Origin of the sequence: Enterococcus spodopteracolus, from assembly GCF_030441955.1 — a bacterium.
GTDB lineage: Bacteria > Bacillota > Bacilli > Lactobacillales > Enterococcaceae > Enterococcus_B > Enterococcus_B spodopteracolus.
The window spans coordinates 33711-49363 of the sequence record NZ_JARJHD010000013.1; the positions used below are offsets into that span (position 1 = coordinate 33711).

Consider the following 15653-nt stretch of genomic DNA (forward strand, 5'->3'; position numbering starts at 1 on the left):
AGAATTAGCATCTCATGATCTCTGTTTTTATATGGTTTGATTAGTAAAAAATCATATAAAAAAACGAAAAAATATAAAATATGTGATGGGTTCTATGTTAAAATGGACAATGTAGATTGTTTAAGATGGTAGCTACTCAGGGATGATGCCTACGAGTATTTTCCTACTTCAACGAGGGGAGTAGCCTTTTGTCTGTTGCGGAAGCACAGGCATTGATGATCCAGTTTGGATCGTTGATGCTTGGGCTTGTTGGCATTATGCTGACAATAAGCAAAAAAGATAAAAAATAAACCCGTCATAAACTTTTAGCGAAGTTGACGGGTTTATTTTAGCTCAAAACATGCTACCGTCTTAAACGGCTACATTGAAGTGATGTTCACGCATCGCTTCTTTTCTTTAGTATAGCATCTCAACGAGTCATCTGTAAACAACGTGTCATGAGTGAAATCAATCATTCAATAAAGTCCTAATGAAGTCGCACATTCTCTAAAGTTAGTGCTGAAGAGGATGGCAAATGGACTTCACTACAGAGTAAGCGCTGAGATAGCACTTCCTTAACCACGGTTATTATTCTTGGCGACTTAAAGAATAAGGCAAGTTATCCTCTGAATAAGTTTTAGTATGAGGAACGATGCCTAAATGGTAGTTGATCGTGCCACCGTTTAGTAAATCTTTATGAGTAAAATATAGCTTCTCATAAGTGTAGCCATCTCGACTTACATGGTGAATAAACTGTTGTTGTGGCTGATTAGGCGTAGCATGGATAGTCAATTGATTGCCGTTTGAAAGTGTTAAGATCGCTTGATCAAACAGTGGGATACCAATGACATACTCACCGGTTCCAGGTGTAACTGGGTAAAAACCTAAACTGTTAAAGATATACCAAGCGGCCATACTGCCATTATCCTCGTCGCCAGGATAGCCAGTAGGTGATGCATCGAAAAGTTGCGTAAGTAACTGTTTGATCAAAGGTTGTGCCATTTCGGGTTTCCCAAGGTAATGGAAAAGATAAGGGTAGTGAAAACTTGGTTGATTAGAGATAGCTAATTGTCCAAATTCAGTTGCTGCCATCTCGCTCATTTCATGGATTTCAAACCCATAACCACCGACTTCAAACTTAGGCAGTTGATTACATAATTCAACTAATTTGTTCTCAAAAGCTTGTTTTCCACCATGCGCTTCGATCAGTCCTGCAAAGTCATGGAAAACAGCAAAACTACTTTGCCATGCGCTTCCTTCTGCATAATCTGTGCCCCAAGAAATAGAGGAGAAATCAGGACGGAATTGTCCTGAGCAGTCTTTTGAACGCATAAAACCAGTTGCTGTATCAAAAACATTAAGATAGTTCGTGGATTGTTGCTGATAGTGATGAGTTGTTTCAACATCAGCTAGTGTTTGAGCAACTTGGCTGATACAAAAATCACTGTAGGCGTAATCAAGTGTGTGATTGATCGATTCATGGTAATGGTTTGGCACGTAGCCATACTTCAAATAATCGATTGTCCCTTGGCGACCATAATTTTGTTGGTCACTTTGAACTGTCGCCCCTTTTTTCATGGCTTCTAAAAATTCCGGCATATTCTGACTGCCGATACCTTTGATAGCAGCATCAGCGATCACTGCATCAATCAATGTTCCAGGCATGAGACCTCGTTCATCTGGAGAAAGCCACTTAGGTAAGAAACCAGTTTCTCGATAACTGTTTAAGAAACCTTCCAACATCTCTTCATATTTTTCGACCGCAATCAATGAAAAGAGTGGATAAACCGTTTTGTACGTATCCCAAAAACCATTATTTGTATAAAGAATCCCATTTTTTACTGTACGACTAGTGGTATCATAATGGATTTTTTTTCCTTCTGGATCAATTTCGTAAAAAGTTTGTGGGAATAGGAATGTCCGATATAAATTGTGATAGAACGTTTGCGTTTGTTTTTGATCATGATGGTTGATTTTGATTCGATCAAAGTAGTTTTGCCATTGCTCCCGACTGTCTAAAAGATAGTCTTTTTCTTGTTTTTCTTGCTCTTGTTTCAAATTATGGTGAGCTTGTTCATTACTGATGAATGACGTCCCTAGCCGAATCTTCTGCTGCTTGATATGACCAAAATAAAGAGCTACAGTGTCTGCTTGTTCGCTAGAATACTGGAGTTCACTAGTTGTCAGAGGCTGTTCGAAGCCCAAAACAAAATAAAAAGTGAAATTCGGATCTTCTGCGCCCGCAAAATGAGTGACTTGGCCTTCTAGTGTGTAGGCATCTTTTGCAGTAAGACGGAAACGGCCAGGAAACGCTAGTAATAAACCGCTATCATTTTGTTGGTAAGTGATGGAAAGGATGCCGCCATACATACTAGGGATTAATGTCGATTGAATACCGTAACGTAATTGGTCAATGGAAAGGTGGGTGGGACAAAAAGTACATTCTTCGGGACGATACGAACTTTGGGCATGGAACACCGTGGGTTCTTGTAATACTCCACTGAACGGAGTCATCAAAAAGTGGCTGAAATCCCCCATCCAAGGACTAGGTTGATGAGTCAAACGATAGCCTTGGAAAATCCGGTCATCAGGGTGAAACCACCAACTACCTCTTTGTTCATTTGTCTGTGGGGCAAAATAGTTCATACCAAAAGGAACGCCTGTATAAGGCAGGCAATTCCCATTAGAAAAGTTGGCTTGATTCGCAGTGCCATGACGTGTATCAATTTGTTGAATGTTCATGTGTATACTCCTTTGTCGATAGTCGTTGGATCAAAGTAACAGGATGTTTGATGTCAGCCGGTTTTTCTTTTGCTTGTAACCACTGGATCATCGCTTTGCCCGCAAGTTCGCCTAATTGGAGAAAATCTTGGGCAATCGTTGTTAAAGGCGGATCAACCAAAGCAGCAGCTTGGATATCATCAAATCCAATGACAGAAAAATCATTGGGAATGGTGTAACCCAATTGTTTTAACGTAGTCATTGCTTGAATTGCAACTAAGTCATTCTCACAGACAAACGCTGTAACGCTATGTGTATGAATATAGTTAGCTAATTCATTAGTGGTCGCCATTGGATCATTTAATGCAGTATGGAACGATAACTTTGCTTTATTCAGTGCTTCAAGATAACCGAGATAGCGTTGTCTCACGGATTGTGGATGGGATAAATCACCAAAAAGATAAGCGATTTTTTTGTGATCTTGTTCAATCAGCTGATTGGTTGCTAAAGAACCACCTTGAAAGTTGTCCGATAAGACGGTTGGAAAAGGTAACTCATATATTTTTTTATCTAGCATGAGTACTGGAAATTCTTTTAAGGAAAGCTCAAAAAGCAAGTCAAGATGTTGGTCTGTTTCAAAAGCATAATAAATCAAGCCATCAAATTCTTGCATCAAATCATTGGCTGTCTTTGTTTCTAAAAAATCTAAAGTCGTCATCATGACCTCGAATTGATGTTCTTGCATGATTGGATTCAAGCCCTGAGTAAAGTCACCCACGGATAAATCAGACAAGTAAGGCAACAGAAATAAGATTCTTTTATGAGTAGAGAGACTACGTGAAAGAATACCTTTTTTGGGAGCTTTAACAAAACTTCCTTTTCCGCGTACACGATAAATCAATCCTAGTTGTTCTAATTCTGTCAATGCCCGTTTAGACGTGATCCGACTAACATTGTATTGTTGGGATAGTTCTTTTTCAGTGGGAACTTGACTGTCGACAGGTAAAGTTCCATCATGTATTGCTTTTTCTAGCGCTAAAAATATTGTTTTATATAATGGTTGCTCCATAATTACACCTCTTAATGATATATCATAAATAAATAATAGCATAATACTTGAAAAAGTAAATAGAAAAAAGTTTATTGAAAGCGTAGACATTTGTGGTGTGAGCAGGTATAATCCATAATGACATATCAAATAAAAGGGAGTTTATATAATATGGCTTATAAAGATATACCTAATTCAGTGAAGCGATTTATGGATGACATTATACAAAAATGTGGAGAAGAGCATGCAGATTGGGCTAAGAATTTTTCTTCGGCCTTTGCGAATACGTTGTTGACCACAGTCAAACGGCAAGAGGATGGTACAACTTTTCTACTCACAGGAGACATCCCTGCAATGTGGTTACGTGATTCCACCGCACAGGTTCGTCCTTATTTAGTGATTGCGAAAGAGGATGAAGATTTAGCCGACATGATCAGTGGGTTAGTCAAAAAGCAATTTTACTATATTACGATCGATCCATATGCAAATGCGTTCAATGAACAAGCAAATGGCGCAGGGCATCAAACCGATCACACTCAAATGAACGATTGGATCTGGGAAAGAAAATATGAAATCGATTCTTTATGCTACCCTGTTCAACTAGCTTATCTACTTTACAAAAATACTGGACGTACAGATCAATTTGACCACTCATTTATTGAGGGAATAAAAAAAATCTTAGAAGTTTTTCAAGTAGAACAAAACCATCGACAATCGCCTTACACCTTTACAAGAGATACCACAAGAAAAGAAGATACGTTAGTCAACGAGGGGCGTGGATCGGCGATTGCGCCCACGGGTATGACCTGGTCAGGATTTCGTCCGAGCGATGATGCCTGTCAATATGGCTATCTTGTCCCATCCAATATGTTTGCTGTAGTTATTCTAGGATATGTCGAAGAGATTTTCACCTCAATTCTTGAAGACCAAGAAATCGTTGTAAAAGCAAACGACTTAAAAACAGCCATCCAAGAGGGGATTGCCACCTATGGAAAAATCGAAAATCAACAAGGTGAAACGATTTATGCGTATGAAGTAGACGGCTTAGGGAATGCCTCATTAATGGACGATAGCAATGTGCCTAATTTGATTTCAGCACCTTATTTGGGGTATTGCTCCAGTACAGATGAACACTATATAAATACGCGAAACACTTTGTTAAGTAAAGAGAACCCTTACTTTTATGAAGGGAAGTATGCAAAAGGAATTGGTTCTTCGCATACGCCCGAGAATTATATTTGGCCAATCGCCCTAGCGATGGAAGGAATGACGACAGAAGACAAGCAAGAAAAAGAACGAATCCTTGATTTACTAGTAGCGACCGATGCAGGGACACACTTGATGCATGAAGGATTTGATGTGAACAATCCGCAAAATTACACAAGAGAATGGTTTTCTTGGGCAAACATGATGTTTTGTGAGTTAGTCATGGATTACTTTGATATCCGAGTGGAAAAATAAGGAGGAGAATAGATATGAAGAAAAAAGTGTATATCATTTCTCATAGCCATTGGGATCGTGAGTGGTACATGGCATATGAGCAACATCACATGCGATTAGTGGAGTTAATGGATGATTTGTTGGAGCTGTTTGAAATCGATCCAGACTTCAACAGCTTTCATTTAGATGGACAAACCATTATTTTAGATGACTATCTACAAGTACGTCCTGAAAAAAGAAAAGCAATCCAACAAGCCATCGATGCAGGAAAATTACGGATTGGACCATTTTATATTTTACAGGATGATTTTTTAATTAGCTCAGAGTCAAATGTTCGGAATATGTTGATCGGTATGGAAGAAAGTCGCAAATGGGGAACGCCGGTCATGCTAGGTTATTTCCCTGATACCTTTGGCAATATGGGACAAACGCCACAAATGATGAAGCAAGTAGGACTAGAAGCTGCTGCGTTTGGTCGTGGAGTGAAACCGATAGGCTTTGATAATCAAGTACTAGAAGCTGAGAACTATTCGTCACAATATTCTGAGATGTGGTGGAAAGGGCCTGATCAAACGGAAATCTTTGGGTTATTGTTTGCCAACTGGTACAGTAACGGGAATGAGATTCCAGCTGAGAAAGAAGCTGCGATTCGTTTTTGGGATCAAAAGTTAGCAGATGCCGAGCAATATGCGTCAACGAACCATTTATTGATGATGAATGGAGTGGATCATCAACCTGTACAAAAAGATATATCAACAGCAATTCGATTAGCCAATGAATTATATCCAGAATATGAATTTGTTCATTTCAACTTTACGGATTATATAGAAACGGTACAACAGGATCTTCCTCAGGATCTTGGCGCAGTTGCAGGAGAATTGACAAGTCAGGAAACTGATGGCTGGTATACGTTAGCCAATACAGCTTCTGCAAGAGTTTACCTCAAACAGTGGAACACAAAAGTACAGCGTCAACTTGAAAATGTCACAGAACCTTTAGCAACGATGGCGTATGAAGTGACAGGGAAGTATCCGCACGATCAATTAGATTATGCTTGGAAAACACTGATGCAAAACCATCCTCATGATAGCATTTGCGGATGCTCAGTTGACTCCGTTCATCGAGAAATGATTCCGCGTTTTGAAAAAGCCAATGAAGTGGGGAGATTTTTAGCACAAGAAGCGTTGGATCAACTGGCAACAGCTATTGATACCAGTGGATTTTCGAAGGAAAGTTATCCTTTTGTCGTTTTTAATACAGCTGGAATGCCCAAAACAGGGTCAGCCGTAATCACTTTAGAGTTGGAACGAAAACGATTTGCAGAAGGTATTCCAGAGGAGCTATATCAAGATTTGGCGGAACAACCTAAGAAATACTATCATGTTGAAACGTCCGACAAAAAACAGATTCCAACTTTGATTTCTGAAGAAGTTGTATCATTTGGCTATGATTTACCGAAAGATCGCTTTAGAGTGCCATATATGGCAAGATATGTCACGATTGAGCTACCAATTGATGAAATGCCTGCATTTTCATGGGAAACATTCGCTTTAGTTGAAGGAGTTGCGGATGAAAAGCAAGAGTCGATGATTACTCAAGCAGGATGCTGTATTGAAAATCAATTCGTGCATGTATCCATTGAGAAAAATGGGACATTGACCTTATTGGATAAAACGACCGGGCAAGAATTTGAAGAGTTATTGACATTTGAAGACGTCGGTGACATCGGTAACGAATATATCTTCAAGCAACCAGAGAATGAAAAAGCGATCCTTTCAAAAGACCAACCGACAAGTACTGTTGAGATCATCAAGGATACAACTAAAATCGCTCAAATCAAACTAACTCAAACCATTGACATCCCTATTTCTGCAGATGATCGGTTAGAAAAAGAGCAACAAATGGTACGAGAGTTCCGCTTTAGACAAGCCCAACGCTCAAAAGAAACAAAGCCACTGACAATCACAACACTGATTACGTTGCGTGCAGAGAGCAAAAAGATCGATTTTACAACAACCATCGACAATCAGATGAAAGATCATCGCTTACGTGTCTTATTCCCAACGAAGTTACATGTGGAACAACATGAAGCAGATAGTATTTTTGAAGTCGTAGCTCGTCCAAATCAAGTCTCTGCAACTTGGGAGAACCCGACCAATCCCCAGCATCAACATGCCTTCGTTCAATTAGGTGATGAAAGCCAAGGGATAACGATTGGAAATTTTGGTTTGAATGAATATGAAATCGTGGATGGAAAAACGATTGCGGTGACCTTACTGCGTTGCGTTGGTGAGATGGGCGACTGGGGTTATTTCCCAACACCGGAGGCACAATGTCTAGGTGTTCATCAATTCGATTACAGTTTAGAGGTCCATTCCGGGAAAGACAAATTCGCCACATACAAACATGCTTATGCCGCTCAAATTCCGTTTTCGACCAAGCAATTGCCAAATCAAGTAGGTAAATTCGCTCCGAAAAAACAATATTTATCAATCGAAGGGGAAACGTTTGCAATTACTGCTTTGAAACGAAGCAAACTTAATGATAAACTAGTAGCGAGAGGATTCAATATGTCTAGTCATTTAGAATCGTTGCATTTGACGAAAAATGGCAAAAAAGGCAAACGGTTGAATCTCCTTGAAGAAGAATGTCAAGAGACGATTGACGAAATGCTCCAGCCTTATGAGATTCGGACAGTCGGCTTTGAGGAGGAATAATTGAGATGTATGGCGGAATAGAAGCAGGCGGAACAAAATTTATTTGTGCGGTATCAGATAATGGAGAGATCATTGAAAAAATCAGTGTACCAACGACGATGCCGGAAGAAACCTTGGCACGTGTGTTTGACTTTTTTGATCGGTTTGAGTTAGAAGCAATTGGAATCGGTTCCTTCGGTCCAATCGGTATTGATCCAACGAATGATCGCTATGGCTATGTCTTAGCTACGCCTAAACAAGGATGGCGAGATTTTGATTTCTTAGGAAGCATCAAACAACGATACGACGTTCCTTTGGCATGGACAACCGACGTCAATGCTGCGGCATATGGTGAATTGTTGAAAGGGGCGGCGCAAGGGAAAAACAGTTGTATCTACTTGACTGTCGGCACAGGTATTGGTGGGGGAGTTGTGTTGAATAGCGATATTCTTTCTGGGAGTGCACATCCGGAAATGGGACACATCATGGTCAAGCGTCACCCAGAAGACGACTACGAAGGAACTTGTCCTTTCCATAAAGACTGTTTAGAAGGATTAGCTGCTGGACCATCGATCGAAGCACGTACAGGAATCAAAGGGCAAGATTTACCTGAGGATCATTCTGTCTGGGATATCCAAGCATATTACCTTGCACAAGCATTAGTCAATTATACATTGACATTAGCGCCAGAAAAAATCATTTTAGGTGGTGGTGTCATGAATCAAGCACACTTACTACAAAAAGTGAGAGAACAATTTATGACATTAATGGCTGGTTACATGGAAACACCGCCAGTAGATGAGTACATTGTTCAATGGGGCATGCCGAATGAAAGTGGGATCATTGGAAGCTTGCTTTTAGCGGAAAAAGCACATCGAGAAGGAATCAAATAAATTTAGTTTATTGTTAAAGTTCTGAAAAATAGAAAAACACATACTGTACTAATTCTTGATGTTGCATCGGCTAAGGCAACATCAAATAGTATGGTATGTGTTTTTCTATCCAGTGAGATCAAGGCTACATCGATTTTTTTCAAAGCTTAGTTGATTGGAAAAATGACTTGTGTCAATAACTCGTCTTCTGGTGTTTCAAGTGTGACGTAAGCACCTTGGTGTGGGGCGATAACTGCTTTTCCACTATACGTTTGGCTCATATAAACCTCATCACTTGCAGAAATTGCAGTATTGATAGGAATCCCTAACTCAATGTCCAAGATGGTAAAGTCATCATTACTATTCAGGTAAGTACAGTAGAGGGCATCAATCAGTTGGCCACCTTGTTCAGCAACAACTCCAGTATCTATTGTAGCGATCAAGTTCTTCATGGTAACAGCAGTCGCTTTGGTTGCTACAGCAATTTGTGACGAAAGGTTAGTTCTTTCAATATTCATATGAATAATCTCCTTGATGTTTTAGATACATATAATGTAAGAGCAACATATAGGCGCTTACTGTCGATTTATATTTTTTGATAGAAATAGGAAAAAAGCTGAGAATCGGGGACCGTATTAAGTTCCCAAATCTCAGTTTTTTGTTTATGACTATTTTCAAGTGTTTACCATAATCCCGGCAATGCTCTTGCAATGATTTTTTCTTGTGTAAATGGATGGGTCATATGGAGTTCCAACGCATGGAGCATCAAACGTTTCGCTGGCTTCGTTTGATAGAGCGGGTCACCAACAATGGGGTGGCCTTGATTTGCTAAATGTACACGGATTTGGTGGGTTCGTCCTGTATCCAAGACACAATAGATCTTTGTTTTATCTGCCGAAACTTCGGCAACTTGGACATGTGTGATGGCTGGTTGCCCATTTCTGGGATCAACCACTCGTTTGCGACGATCATGACGATCTCTGCCGATTTTGTCTGTGATTGTTACATCTTGAGAAAGTTTACCCCAAACAACGGCTTGATAACGGCGGTAGATTTTTTTCTGTTCCAACATTCTACCTAAAATAGGTAAAATAAAAGGATTTTTAGCAAATAGAACAGCCCCACTCGTTTCCTTGTCTAATCGATGAACGACATATGGACGTTGTTTTTTTTGATCTAAGTAAGCAGCCAGGTGATTCAATAACGTATTCGTTTCTGTCGGTTCATTCGGATGCGTTTTGATACCGACTGGTTTGTTGACGATGATCAAGTGTTCATCCTCGTACAACACGCTGACTTTTGCTGCTTCCCCCAATTGGATCTCTTGATAACTATAGTCGGTCTCTTCAAAGTGCAAAGTGATTTGATCTCCAGCTTTTGCTTCGTGATGGAATAAAACAGATTCGCGATTCAATAAGACGTTTTTACGTATACGTAAAAAGTGCCGAACTTTTCTTGGTACAAGCCACTCATTTTCTAATAATTCTCGAATCGTCATGGTTGGATGAGATTCAGGTAACGTGATTGTGATGTCCACATGCTCACACCTTTCATTGAAATTCAGATTCATTGTAACATTTTTAACAGATATTTAAGAAAAAAATGGAAAATTCTCGTCATTTCATATGCTAAACTATCCACATTGTGAATAAACAAAGCGTACACCTACATCTCAAGCAGGACGTCACGCATAATTAGTTATGTTAAAATGAGAAGAATTAGATCAATAGACAGGAGAAGAAGTGAATGGATTTTCAGAGCATGCTAAGAAGAATAAAAACTGCGCTCATCAGTTTTTGGCGATGGATTAAGCCTTACCTCGGACAATTCCATCGTTGGCGCAAGCGTATTTGGAAAAAATATCATATCAACAAGTTGATTTTACTGATCGGACTGATCTTCGTATTGATCACGAGTATTTATCTATTTGTATTAGCGAAACAAGCGAATGTTGAAACACTGAAATCTGGTTTGAGTCAGTCGACCGTGATTTATGATAAAAACAACGAAGAGGCGGGGACGTTGTATGCACAAAAAGGGTCTTATGTGGAGTTAGATGCGATTTCTCCACTGATCCAAGATGCTGTTATCTCGACCGAAGACCGGAATTTTTATCAACATCCTGGTTTTGATATCAAAGGGATTGCCAGAGCAGCAGTAAGGATGATCACATCTGGTGGTACAGGCGGGGGTGGCGGAAGTACCATTACCCAACAGTTAGCCAAAAATGCGTATCTTACACTAGATCAAACATTTGACCGAAAAGCGAAAGAACTTTTTCTAGCGATTGAAATCGAGAAGAAGTATAGCAAAGAAGAAATTTTAACGATGTATCTAAACAATGCCTATTTTGGTAATGGGGTTTGGGGTGTACAAGATGCATCAAGACGCTATTTTGGGGTGGATGCTAAAAATGTCACACTGTCTGAAGCTGCTACGTTAGCGGGGATGCTGAAGGGTCCTGGTATCTACAACCCAATCGATCATCCAGAAAATGCCAATAATCGGAAAAATACGGTATTAAGCGTGATGGCAGACAATGGTAAAATCAGTGAAGAACAAGCAACTGCTGAGTCTCAAACAGATATCACACACTATTTGAATGATACGTATACTGGTTCGGAGTCTGGTTATCGTTATCCTTATTATTTTGATGCAGTGATTGATGAAGCGGTTAGTGAATATGGTTTAGCTGAAGCTGATGTCATGAACAAAGGCTATAAAATCTATACGTCATTGAATCAGAATTATCAGCAACAACTAGAAGCGACTTATCAAAATGATGCGTTATTCCCTCCAAATGCGACAGATGGTGCCATGGTCCAATCAGGTTCGGTTGCACTAGATCCGAAAACAGGAGGGGTTGCAGCACTCGTTGGTCGACGTGGGGAACATGTCTTTAGAGGATTCAACTTTGCAACGCAGATGAAACGTTCACCTGGTTCATCAATCAAACCACTCAGTGTATTTGCACCTGCGTTAGAAGCTGGCTATACACCGTCAAGTATTCTTGAAGATAAACCACAATCTTATTATGATGCACACAACTTTGATGGGACCTATCAAGGGGAAGTGCCGATGTATCAAGCAGTTGCTCAAAGCTTGAATTTACCTGCTGTGTGGTTACTTCATGAGATTGGTCTTCAAAAAGGCTTTGATAAGACAAAAGAATTTGGCTTGCCTTTAGCTGATTCAGACAAGTATTATGGGTTAGCGTTAGGTGGTTTGAAAAATGGGGTTTCTCCTATGACTATGGCGGGGGCTTATGGTTCATTTGCCAATAATGGGAAGATGTATACACCGCATTTGATCACCAAGATCGTTGACTCTACTGGAGCAGTCATCGTTGATAATACCAACAGTAAACCAAAGCAGGTCATTTCCGAAGAAACAGCGAACCAAATGACTAGCATGTTACTAGGTACGTTCTCTAATGGAACGGGTGTTGCAGCGAATCCATACGGCTATACGGTAGCTGGAAAAACAGGAACGACAGAAACGAATTTTGATGCAACAAAAGCGAATGACCAATGGATCGTTGGCTATACTCCAGATGTAGTCATATCTACTTGGTTGGGATTTGAAGAAACGAGTGAACTTCACTATTTAGAAGGTACAAGTGGCAATGTGGTGGGGAAAGTCTTCAAATCAGCAGCAGAAGGCATCTTGCCTTACACCGAGCAAACAAGATTTAATGTTGCGGATGCCTATGCTACCGGTGGTCAAGTCGTCCCAGCAGATCAAGTACCAGATAATTCCCAAAATAATGAAGAGAATCAGGGGAACTGGCAAGACAATTTAGATCGTTATGGCGAACAAGCAAAAGATGGCCTAAGGAATTTTGGCGATATGCTGAGAGAAGGCGTACAAGGCATCGGTGATGCAACACGAGATCTATGGCGTCGATTCCAAGGAGAGTAGGCACTTTGAAAACAAATCACCTCATGTTACAATAGAGTTTATTAAATAGAAGAAAAGAGGCCGTCGTATGTCAAATATTTATGATAGTGCAAATCAAATCGAACGTGAGATTCGTGAACTAAAAGAATTCAAAGAGCTAGAAGAAGCTTATGCAAAAGTAAAAGCGAATGAAGAAGCACATCAACTGTTCAAAGATTTCCAAGCGATGCAGATCGAATTACAAGAAAAACAAATGAGCGGACAAGAATTTAGCGATGAAGATGCTGCCAGAGCGCAAGAAATGGCAATGAAAATCCAAACAGAAGAAGTCATCAATGACTTGATGCAAAAAGAACAAGGGTTCAGCACGATCATCAACGATTTAAACCGTATCATCATGACACCAGTACGCGACTTGTACAGCGAATAGTCACCAACAAAATAACTCTCTGGCATGAAATCTCTAAAGGATTTCATGCCAGTTTTTTTATGAAAAATAATTTTTTCTTTCAGAAGAAAAAGTGATGGACAGGCAAGGATCATCCTTTGGTATCATTAAGTTGCAGAAAGACACGGATAAACAAACGAGAGGATGTGAACCTATGCGAAAAAAAATGACGATCGAAATTACCGCACCGATTAAAGGATTGAATGTTACGAAACCTTTTGACTTAGCCCTTTTCAATCAATTTATCCTACATAAACGAACAAAAGAGTTACTACAGACACTAAAAAAAATGAAATATCAGCTTGTCGAAGATTCATGGGCCTATGATAAAAATTTTCGTTGGGTATCCACAAAAACGCATTTCGAGCATTATCAAAACAGTTTGATCTGGGCAGAAAAACTGGATCGATTCATTTATCAGCGGTTAACAGAAAAACAAAAGAATCACACGCCTTTTGCTTTTCTTTCATTGATGATAACTCATCGCTATATTCACGAATATGCACGTTATACAGTGAAAGACCAACGAATGATCTTCCAAGAGATCCGCCAAAATCCCCAAGTAGAAAATAAAGATCTTTTTATGTTTGAAAAATTAAAAGAGGGCGTCAGCTTGGCAATTACGGCTAGAAGACCTTCATTAGCGGAAAAACAAAAGAATAACGAGCAAACACAAAGCCTTTGATCGTATCATTGAGTCCTAATTTAATAGACAAAGCAAAAACTTAAAGCATATTGCATGCTTTAAGTTTTTGCTTTGTCTGGGTACAATCGTAAATCCTTTGAATCAAGTTTTAGATATGAGGAGTATCAAGATAATTTACTAATGGAAGATCAGTTTCTTTTAGTAGTTCAACGACGAGTTGAGCGACTAAAGCAGCACCTTCTAGACTAAAATGGGTGTTGTCACAAAGACCTGAGTGATAATTTTCATAAGTATCAACTGGTAAATGCAAGTAGAATTTTTTTGTTTCTTCTTGCGTATACTGTTGAAGAGTTGCTTGTGAACGAGTGAAAACATCCAAAATAGGGTAGTTATTTTTTTAGAGGGGGGAGTGTAAAAGAAACCTTTGAGTCACTACGGAGCATGACGGGGTCGTTTAGTGTTAGCCTATTCCTCTCATTGGTTTGGCTATGTCTTGCTCTTTATTTATCGTTGAAGTTGAAGAGAAAAGCAAGTCCGATGGCGGTGCTCATTTATTGGTTTCAGAAGTCCTGCTGTTGTTCGGTACACAATTCATTGCTTACCCTTTTGTCTTTTTCTATCTATTAGCAGCGGGTTCAAGTACGTATCGCCAAAAAATAGAGCAAAGGTGGAGATCGGATGTTTCAAAGTAAAGTAGCTAATCTAATCATTCGAGAATTTAATCCGGACCCGAATATTTTGAAAGTGGGTAGCTCTTATTGTGTGATTGTTTCTTCTTTTGAGGGGTTACCAGGTATTCGTGTATATGAATCAACAGATCTGATCAATTAGGAACATAAAACAGATAGTTTAACTGATCAAGTATGGTTAAAGGGTCATCCGATCAATGGAAGTATCTGAGCGCCACAAATCAGTTACTTAGCTGGGCGATTTTATCTTATCTTATTTATACAGATGTTAAAAGCGTAGCATGTCCTTTTAAAGACACCCACAATTACATGATGATCGCAGAGGATATCAATGGACCTTGGGAAAGTCCAATCTATCTAAATAGTAGGGGAGGTGATCCCTCTCTTTTTCTTGATCCACGTACAGGTAGGAAATGGCTTTTGAATGAAATCTGGGATTTTCGACTAACTACACCTAATAAATCAGCAGGGATCGTCATTCGAGAATATGATGCAAAACAAAAACAACTAGTCGGGCCGATTCACACGATCCTACAGGAACCGAACACGCAAAGACCGAAGCACCTCATCTTTACTATGTCAATGATTACTACTATTTGCTGACTGCTGAAGGTGGTACTGAAATTGATGTGCAGACACTATCGGGGGGGGTTACAGGAAACTTTGTTGGTATTGGTGTGTATGATTTAAACGTAAGAGGTGGGAGCTATGCTGATTTTGATTATTTCAACTATTAGGAAATAGAAATGGAATGAAATAAATAAAAAAAGATTAGGTGTAGTGAAAGTTAAATTTTACCTTGACCAATCTTTTTTTTAATGATAGTATAGTCAACGTTGCTGAAACATGAAAACAATCATGAAATTTGTTTAAAAGTTTTATTGACAATCATAATTTTATATGATAATATAACGAAGTTGGTTATGAGAGATGAGTTTTTATATGTTGATTTCATTAAGAAATAAACAAAAAAACATGTTGACAAATAACAAACGATGAGTTATGATAAGTGAGTTGCTAAAACGACTTCGTGAAAAACGAGTCAAAAAAACTTTTAAAAAATAGTTGACAATCATCCGAGAGTTTACTAAGATATAAAAGTTGCTACGGCAATCACAAATGATGAATTGAGGCAGTTGTGTTTCATTTATCATGTAGACCTTTGAAAACTGAACAAAGTAAGACAAACCAAATGTGTAGGGCGTCTTGATTCA

At 39.2% G+C, this 15653-nt stretch carries 13 protein-coding genes and 1 pseudogene; 9 read left to right on the top strand and 5 right to left on the bottom strand.

What is annotated here, in order from left to right; all coding sequences use genetic code 11:
* Positions 1-188: 188 nt before the first annotated feature.
* On the top strand, positions 189-290 hold the full coding sequence (locus tag P3R27_RS11965; RefSeq protein WP_126134367.1) for a putative holin-like toxin: 102 nt from the start codon (positions 189-191) through the stop codon (positions 288-290).
* A gap of 277 nt (positions 291-567) precedes the next feature.
* Here the strand turns inward: P3R27_RS11965 and P3R27_RS11970 are convergent, their stop codons facing one another.
* Both P3R27_RS11970 and P3R27_RS11975 read right to left on the bottom strand, forming a co-directional pair.
* On the bottom strand, positions 568-2721 hold the full coding sequence (locus P3R27_RS11970; RefSeq protein WP_126134366.1) for a GH92 family glycosyl hydrolase: 2154 nt from the start codon (positions 2719-2721) through the stop codon (positions 568-570).
* On the bottom strand, positions 2702-3769 hold the full coding sequence (locus tag P3R27_RS11975) for a GntR family transcriptional regulator (RefSeq protein WP_126134365.1): 1068 nt from the start codon (positions 3767-3769) through the stop codon (positions 2702-2704). The genes P3R27_RS11970 and P3R27_RS11975 overlap by 20 nt, the downstream gene beginning before the upstream one ends.
* Before the next feature lie 150 nt (positions 3770-3919).
* On the opposite strand from P3R27_RS11975, the gene P3R27_RS11980 reads away from it, so the two are divergent.
* From P3R27_RS11980 to P3R27_RS11990, 3 genes are read left to right on the top strand one after another with little or no spacing between them, the layout of a single operon-like run.
* Positions 3920-5209 carry a glycoside hydrolase family 125 protein gene (locus P3R27_RS11980; RefSeq protein ID WP_034689748.1) on the top strand — a complete coding sequence of 430 codons (1290 nt, stop codon included), beginning with the start codon at positions 3920-3922 and terminating at the stop codon, positions 5207-5209.
* 14 nt (positions 5210-5223) lie between these two features.
* Positions 5224-7905: an alpha-mannosidase gene (locus P3R27_RS11985; protein ID WP_301356823.1), complete on the top strand. Its 2682-nt coding sequence runs from the start codon at positions 5224-5226 to the stop codon at positions 7903-7905.
* A 5-nt stretch (positions 7906-7910) separates the two neighbouring features.
* Positions 7911-8777: an ROK family protein gene (locus tag P3R27_RS11990; protein ID WP_034689744.1), complete on the top strand. Its 867-nt coding sequence runs from the start codon at positions 7911-7913 to the stop codon at positions 8775-8777.
* 146 nt (positions 8778-8923) lie between these two features.
* Here P3R27_RS11990 and P3R27_RS11995 read toward each other — a convergent pair whose 3' ends face one another.
* Together P3R27_RS11995 and P3R27_RS12000 are read right to left on the bottom strand one after the other, a co-directional pair.
* Positions 8924-9274, bottom strand: a complete 351-nt coding sequence (locus P3R27_RS11995) for a GyrI-like domain-containing protein (protein ID WP_034689741.1) — start codon at positions 9272-9274, stop codon at positions 8924-8926.
* Positions 9275-9438: 164 nt separating this feature from the next.
* On the bottom strand, positions 9439-10293 hold the full coding sequence (locus P3R27_RS12000; RefSeq protein WP_034689739.1) for an RluA family pseudouridine synthase: 855 nt from the start codon (positions 10291-10293) through the stop codon (positions 9439-9441).
* Positions 10294-10502: 209 nt separating this feature from the next.
* On the opposite strand from P3R27_RS12000, the gene P3R27_RS12005 reads away from it, so the two are divergent.
* The 3 genes from P3R27_RS12005 to P3R27_RS12015 all read left to right on the top strand — a co-directional run bounded on the left by P3R27_RS12005 (position 10503) and on the right by P3R27_RS12015 (position 13789).
* On the top strand, positions 10503-12677 hold the full coding sequence (locus P3R27_RS12005; RefSeq protein ID WP_126134363.1) for a PBP1A family penicillin-binding protein: 2175 nt from the start codon (positions 10503-10505) through the stop codon (positions 12675-12677).
* Positions 12678-12744: 67 nt separating this feature from the next.
* Complete coding sequence (locus tag P3R27_RS12010) at positions 12745-13086, top strand: YlbF/YmcA family competence regulator (protein WP_010734167.1); 342 nt, start codon at positions 12745-12747, stop codon at positions 13084-13086.
* 172 nt (positions 13087-13258) lie between these two features.
* Positions 13259-13789 (top strand): hypothetical protein, encoded by a 531-nt coding sequence (locus tag P3R27_RS12015; protein WP_126134362.1) that lies wholly within the window; start codon positions 13259-13261, stop codon positions 13787-13789.
* A 109-nt stretch (positions 13790-13898) separates the two neighbouring features.
* On the opposite strand, the gene P3R27_RS12020 is transcribed toward P3R27_RS12015, so the two are convergent.
* A complete protein-coding gene (locus tag P3R27_RS12020) occupies positions 13899-14129 on the bottom strand; it encodes an SGNH/GDSL hydrolase family protein (RefSeq protein ID WP_235186420.1) in 231 nt (76 codons plus the stop codon).
* A gap of 299 nt (positions 14130-14428) precedes the next feature.
* Between P3R27_RS12020 and P3R27_RS12025 the strand changes: the two are divergent.
* Together P3R27_RS12025 and P3R27_RS15210 are read left to right on the top strand one after the other, a co-directional pair.
* Positions 14429-15059 (top strand): annotated as a pseudogene (locus P3R27_RS12025) (family 43 glycosylhydrolase); the annotation flags it as partial.
* 9 nt (positions 15060-15068) lie between these two features.
* On the top strand, positions 15069-15176 hold the full coding sequence (locus P3R27_RS15210; RefSeq protein ID WP_369075744.1) for a beta-xylosidase family glycoside hydrolase: 108 nt from the start codon (positions 15069-15071) through the stop codon (positions 15174-15176).
* Positions 15177-15653: the final 477 nt, after the last annotated feature.

Coding starts and splice junctions, on each gene's coding strand:
- P3R27_RS12015 (WP_126134362.1), top strand. CDS start 13,259: ATGCGAAAAAAAATGACGATCGAAATTACCGCACCGATTAAAGGATTG.
- P3R27_RS12005 (WP_126134363.1), top strand. CDS start 10,503: ATGGATTTTCAGAGCATGCTAAGAAGAATAAAAACTGCGCTCATCAGT.
- P3R27_RS11985 (WP_301356823.1), top strand. CDS start 5,224: ATGAAGAAAAAAGTGTATATCATTTCTCATAGCCATTGGGATCGTGAG.
- P3R27_RS12010 (WP_010734167.1), top strand. CDS start 12,745: ATGTCAAATATTTATGATAGTGCAAATCAAATCGAACGTGAGATTCGT.
- P3R27_RS11975 (WP_126134365.1), bottom strand. CDS start 3,769: ATGGAGCAACCATTATATAAAACAATATTTTTAGCGCTAGAAAAAGCA.
- P3R27_RS11995 (WP_034689741.1), bottom strand. CDS start 9,274: ATGAATATTGAAAGAACTAACCTTTCGTCACAAATTGCTGTAGCAACC.
- P3R27_RS11980 (WP_034689748.1), top strand. CDS start 3,920: ATGGCTTATAAAGATATACCTAATTCAGTGAAGCGATTTATGGATGAC.
- P3R27_RS11990 (WP_034689744.1), top strand. CDS start 7,911: ATGTATGGCGGAATAGAAGCAGGCGGAACAAAATTTATTTGTGCGGTA.
- P3R27_RS11970 (WP_126134366.1), bottom strand. CDS start 2,721: ATGAACATTCAACAAATTGATACACGTCATGGCACTGCGAATCAAGCC.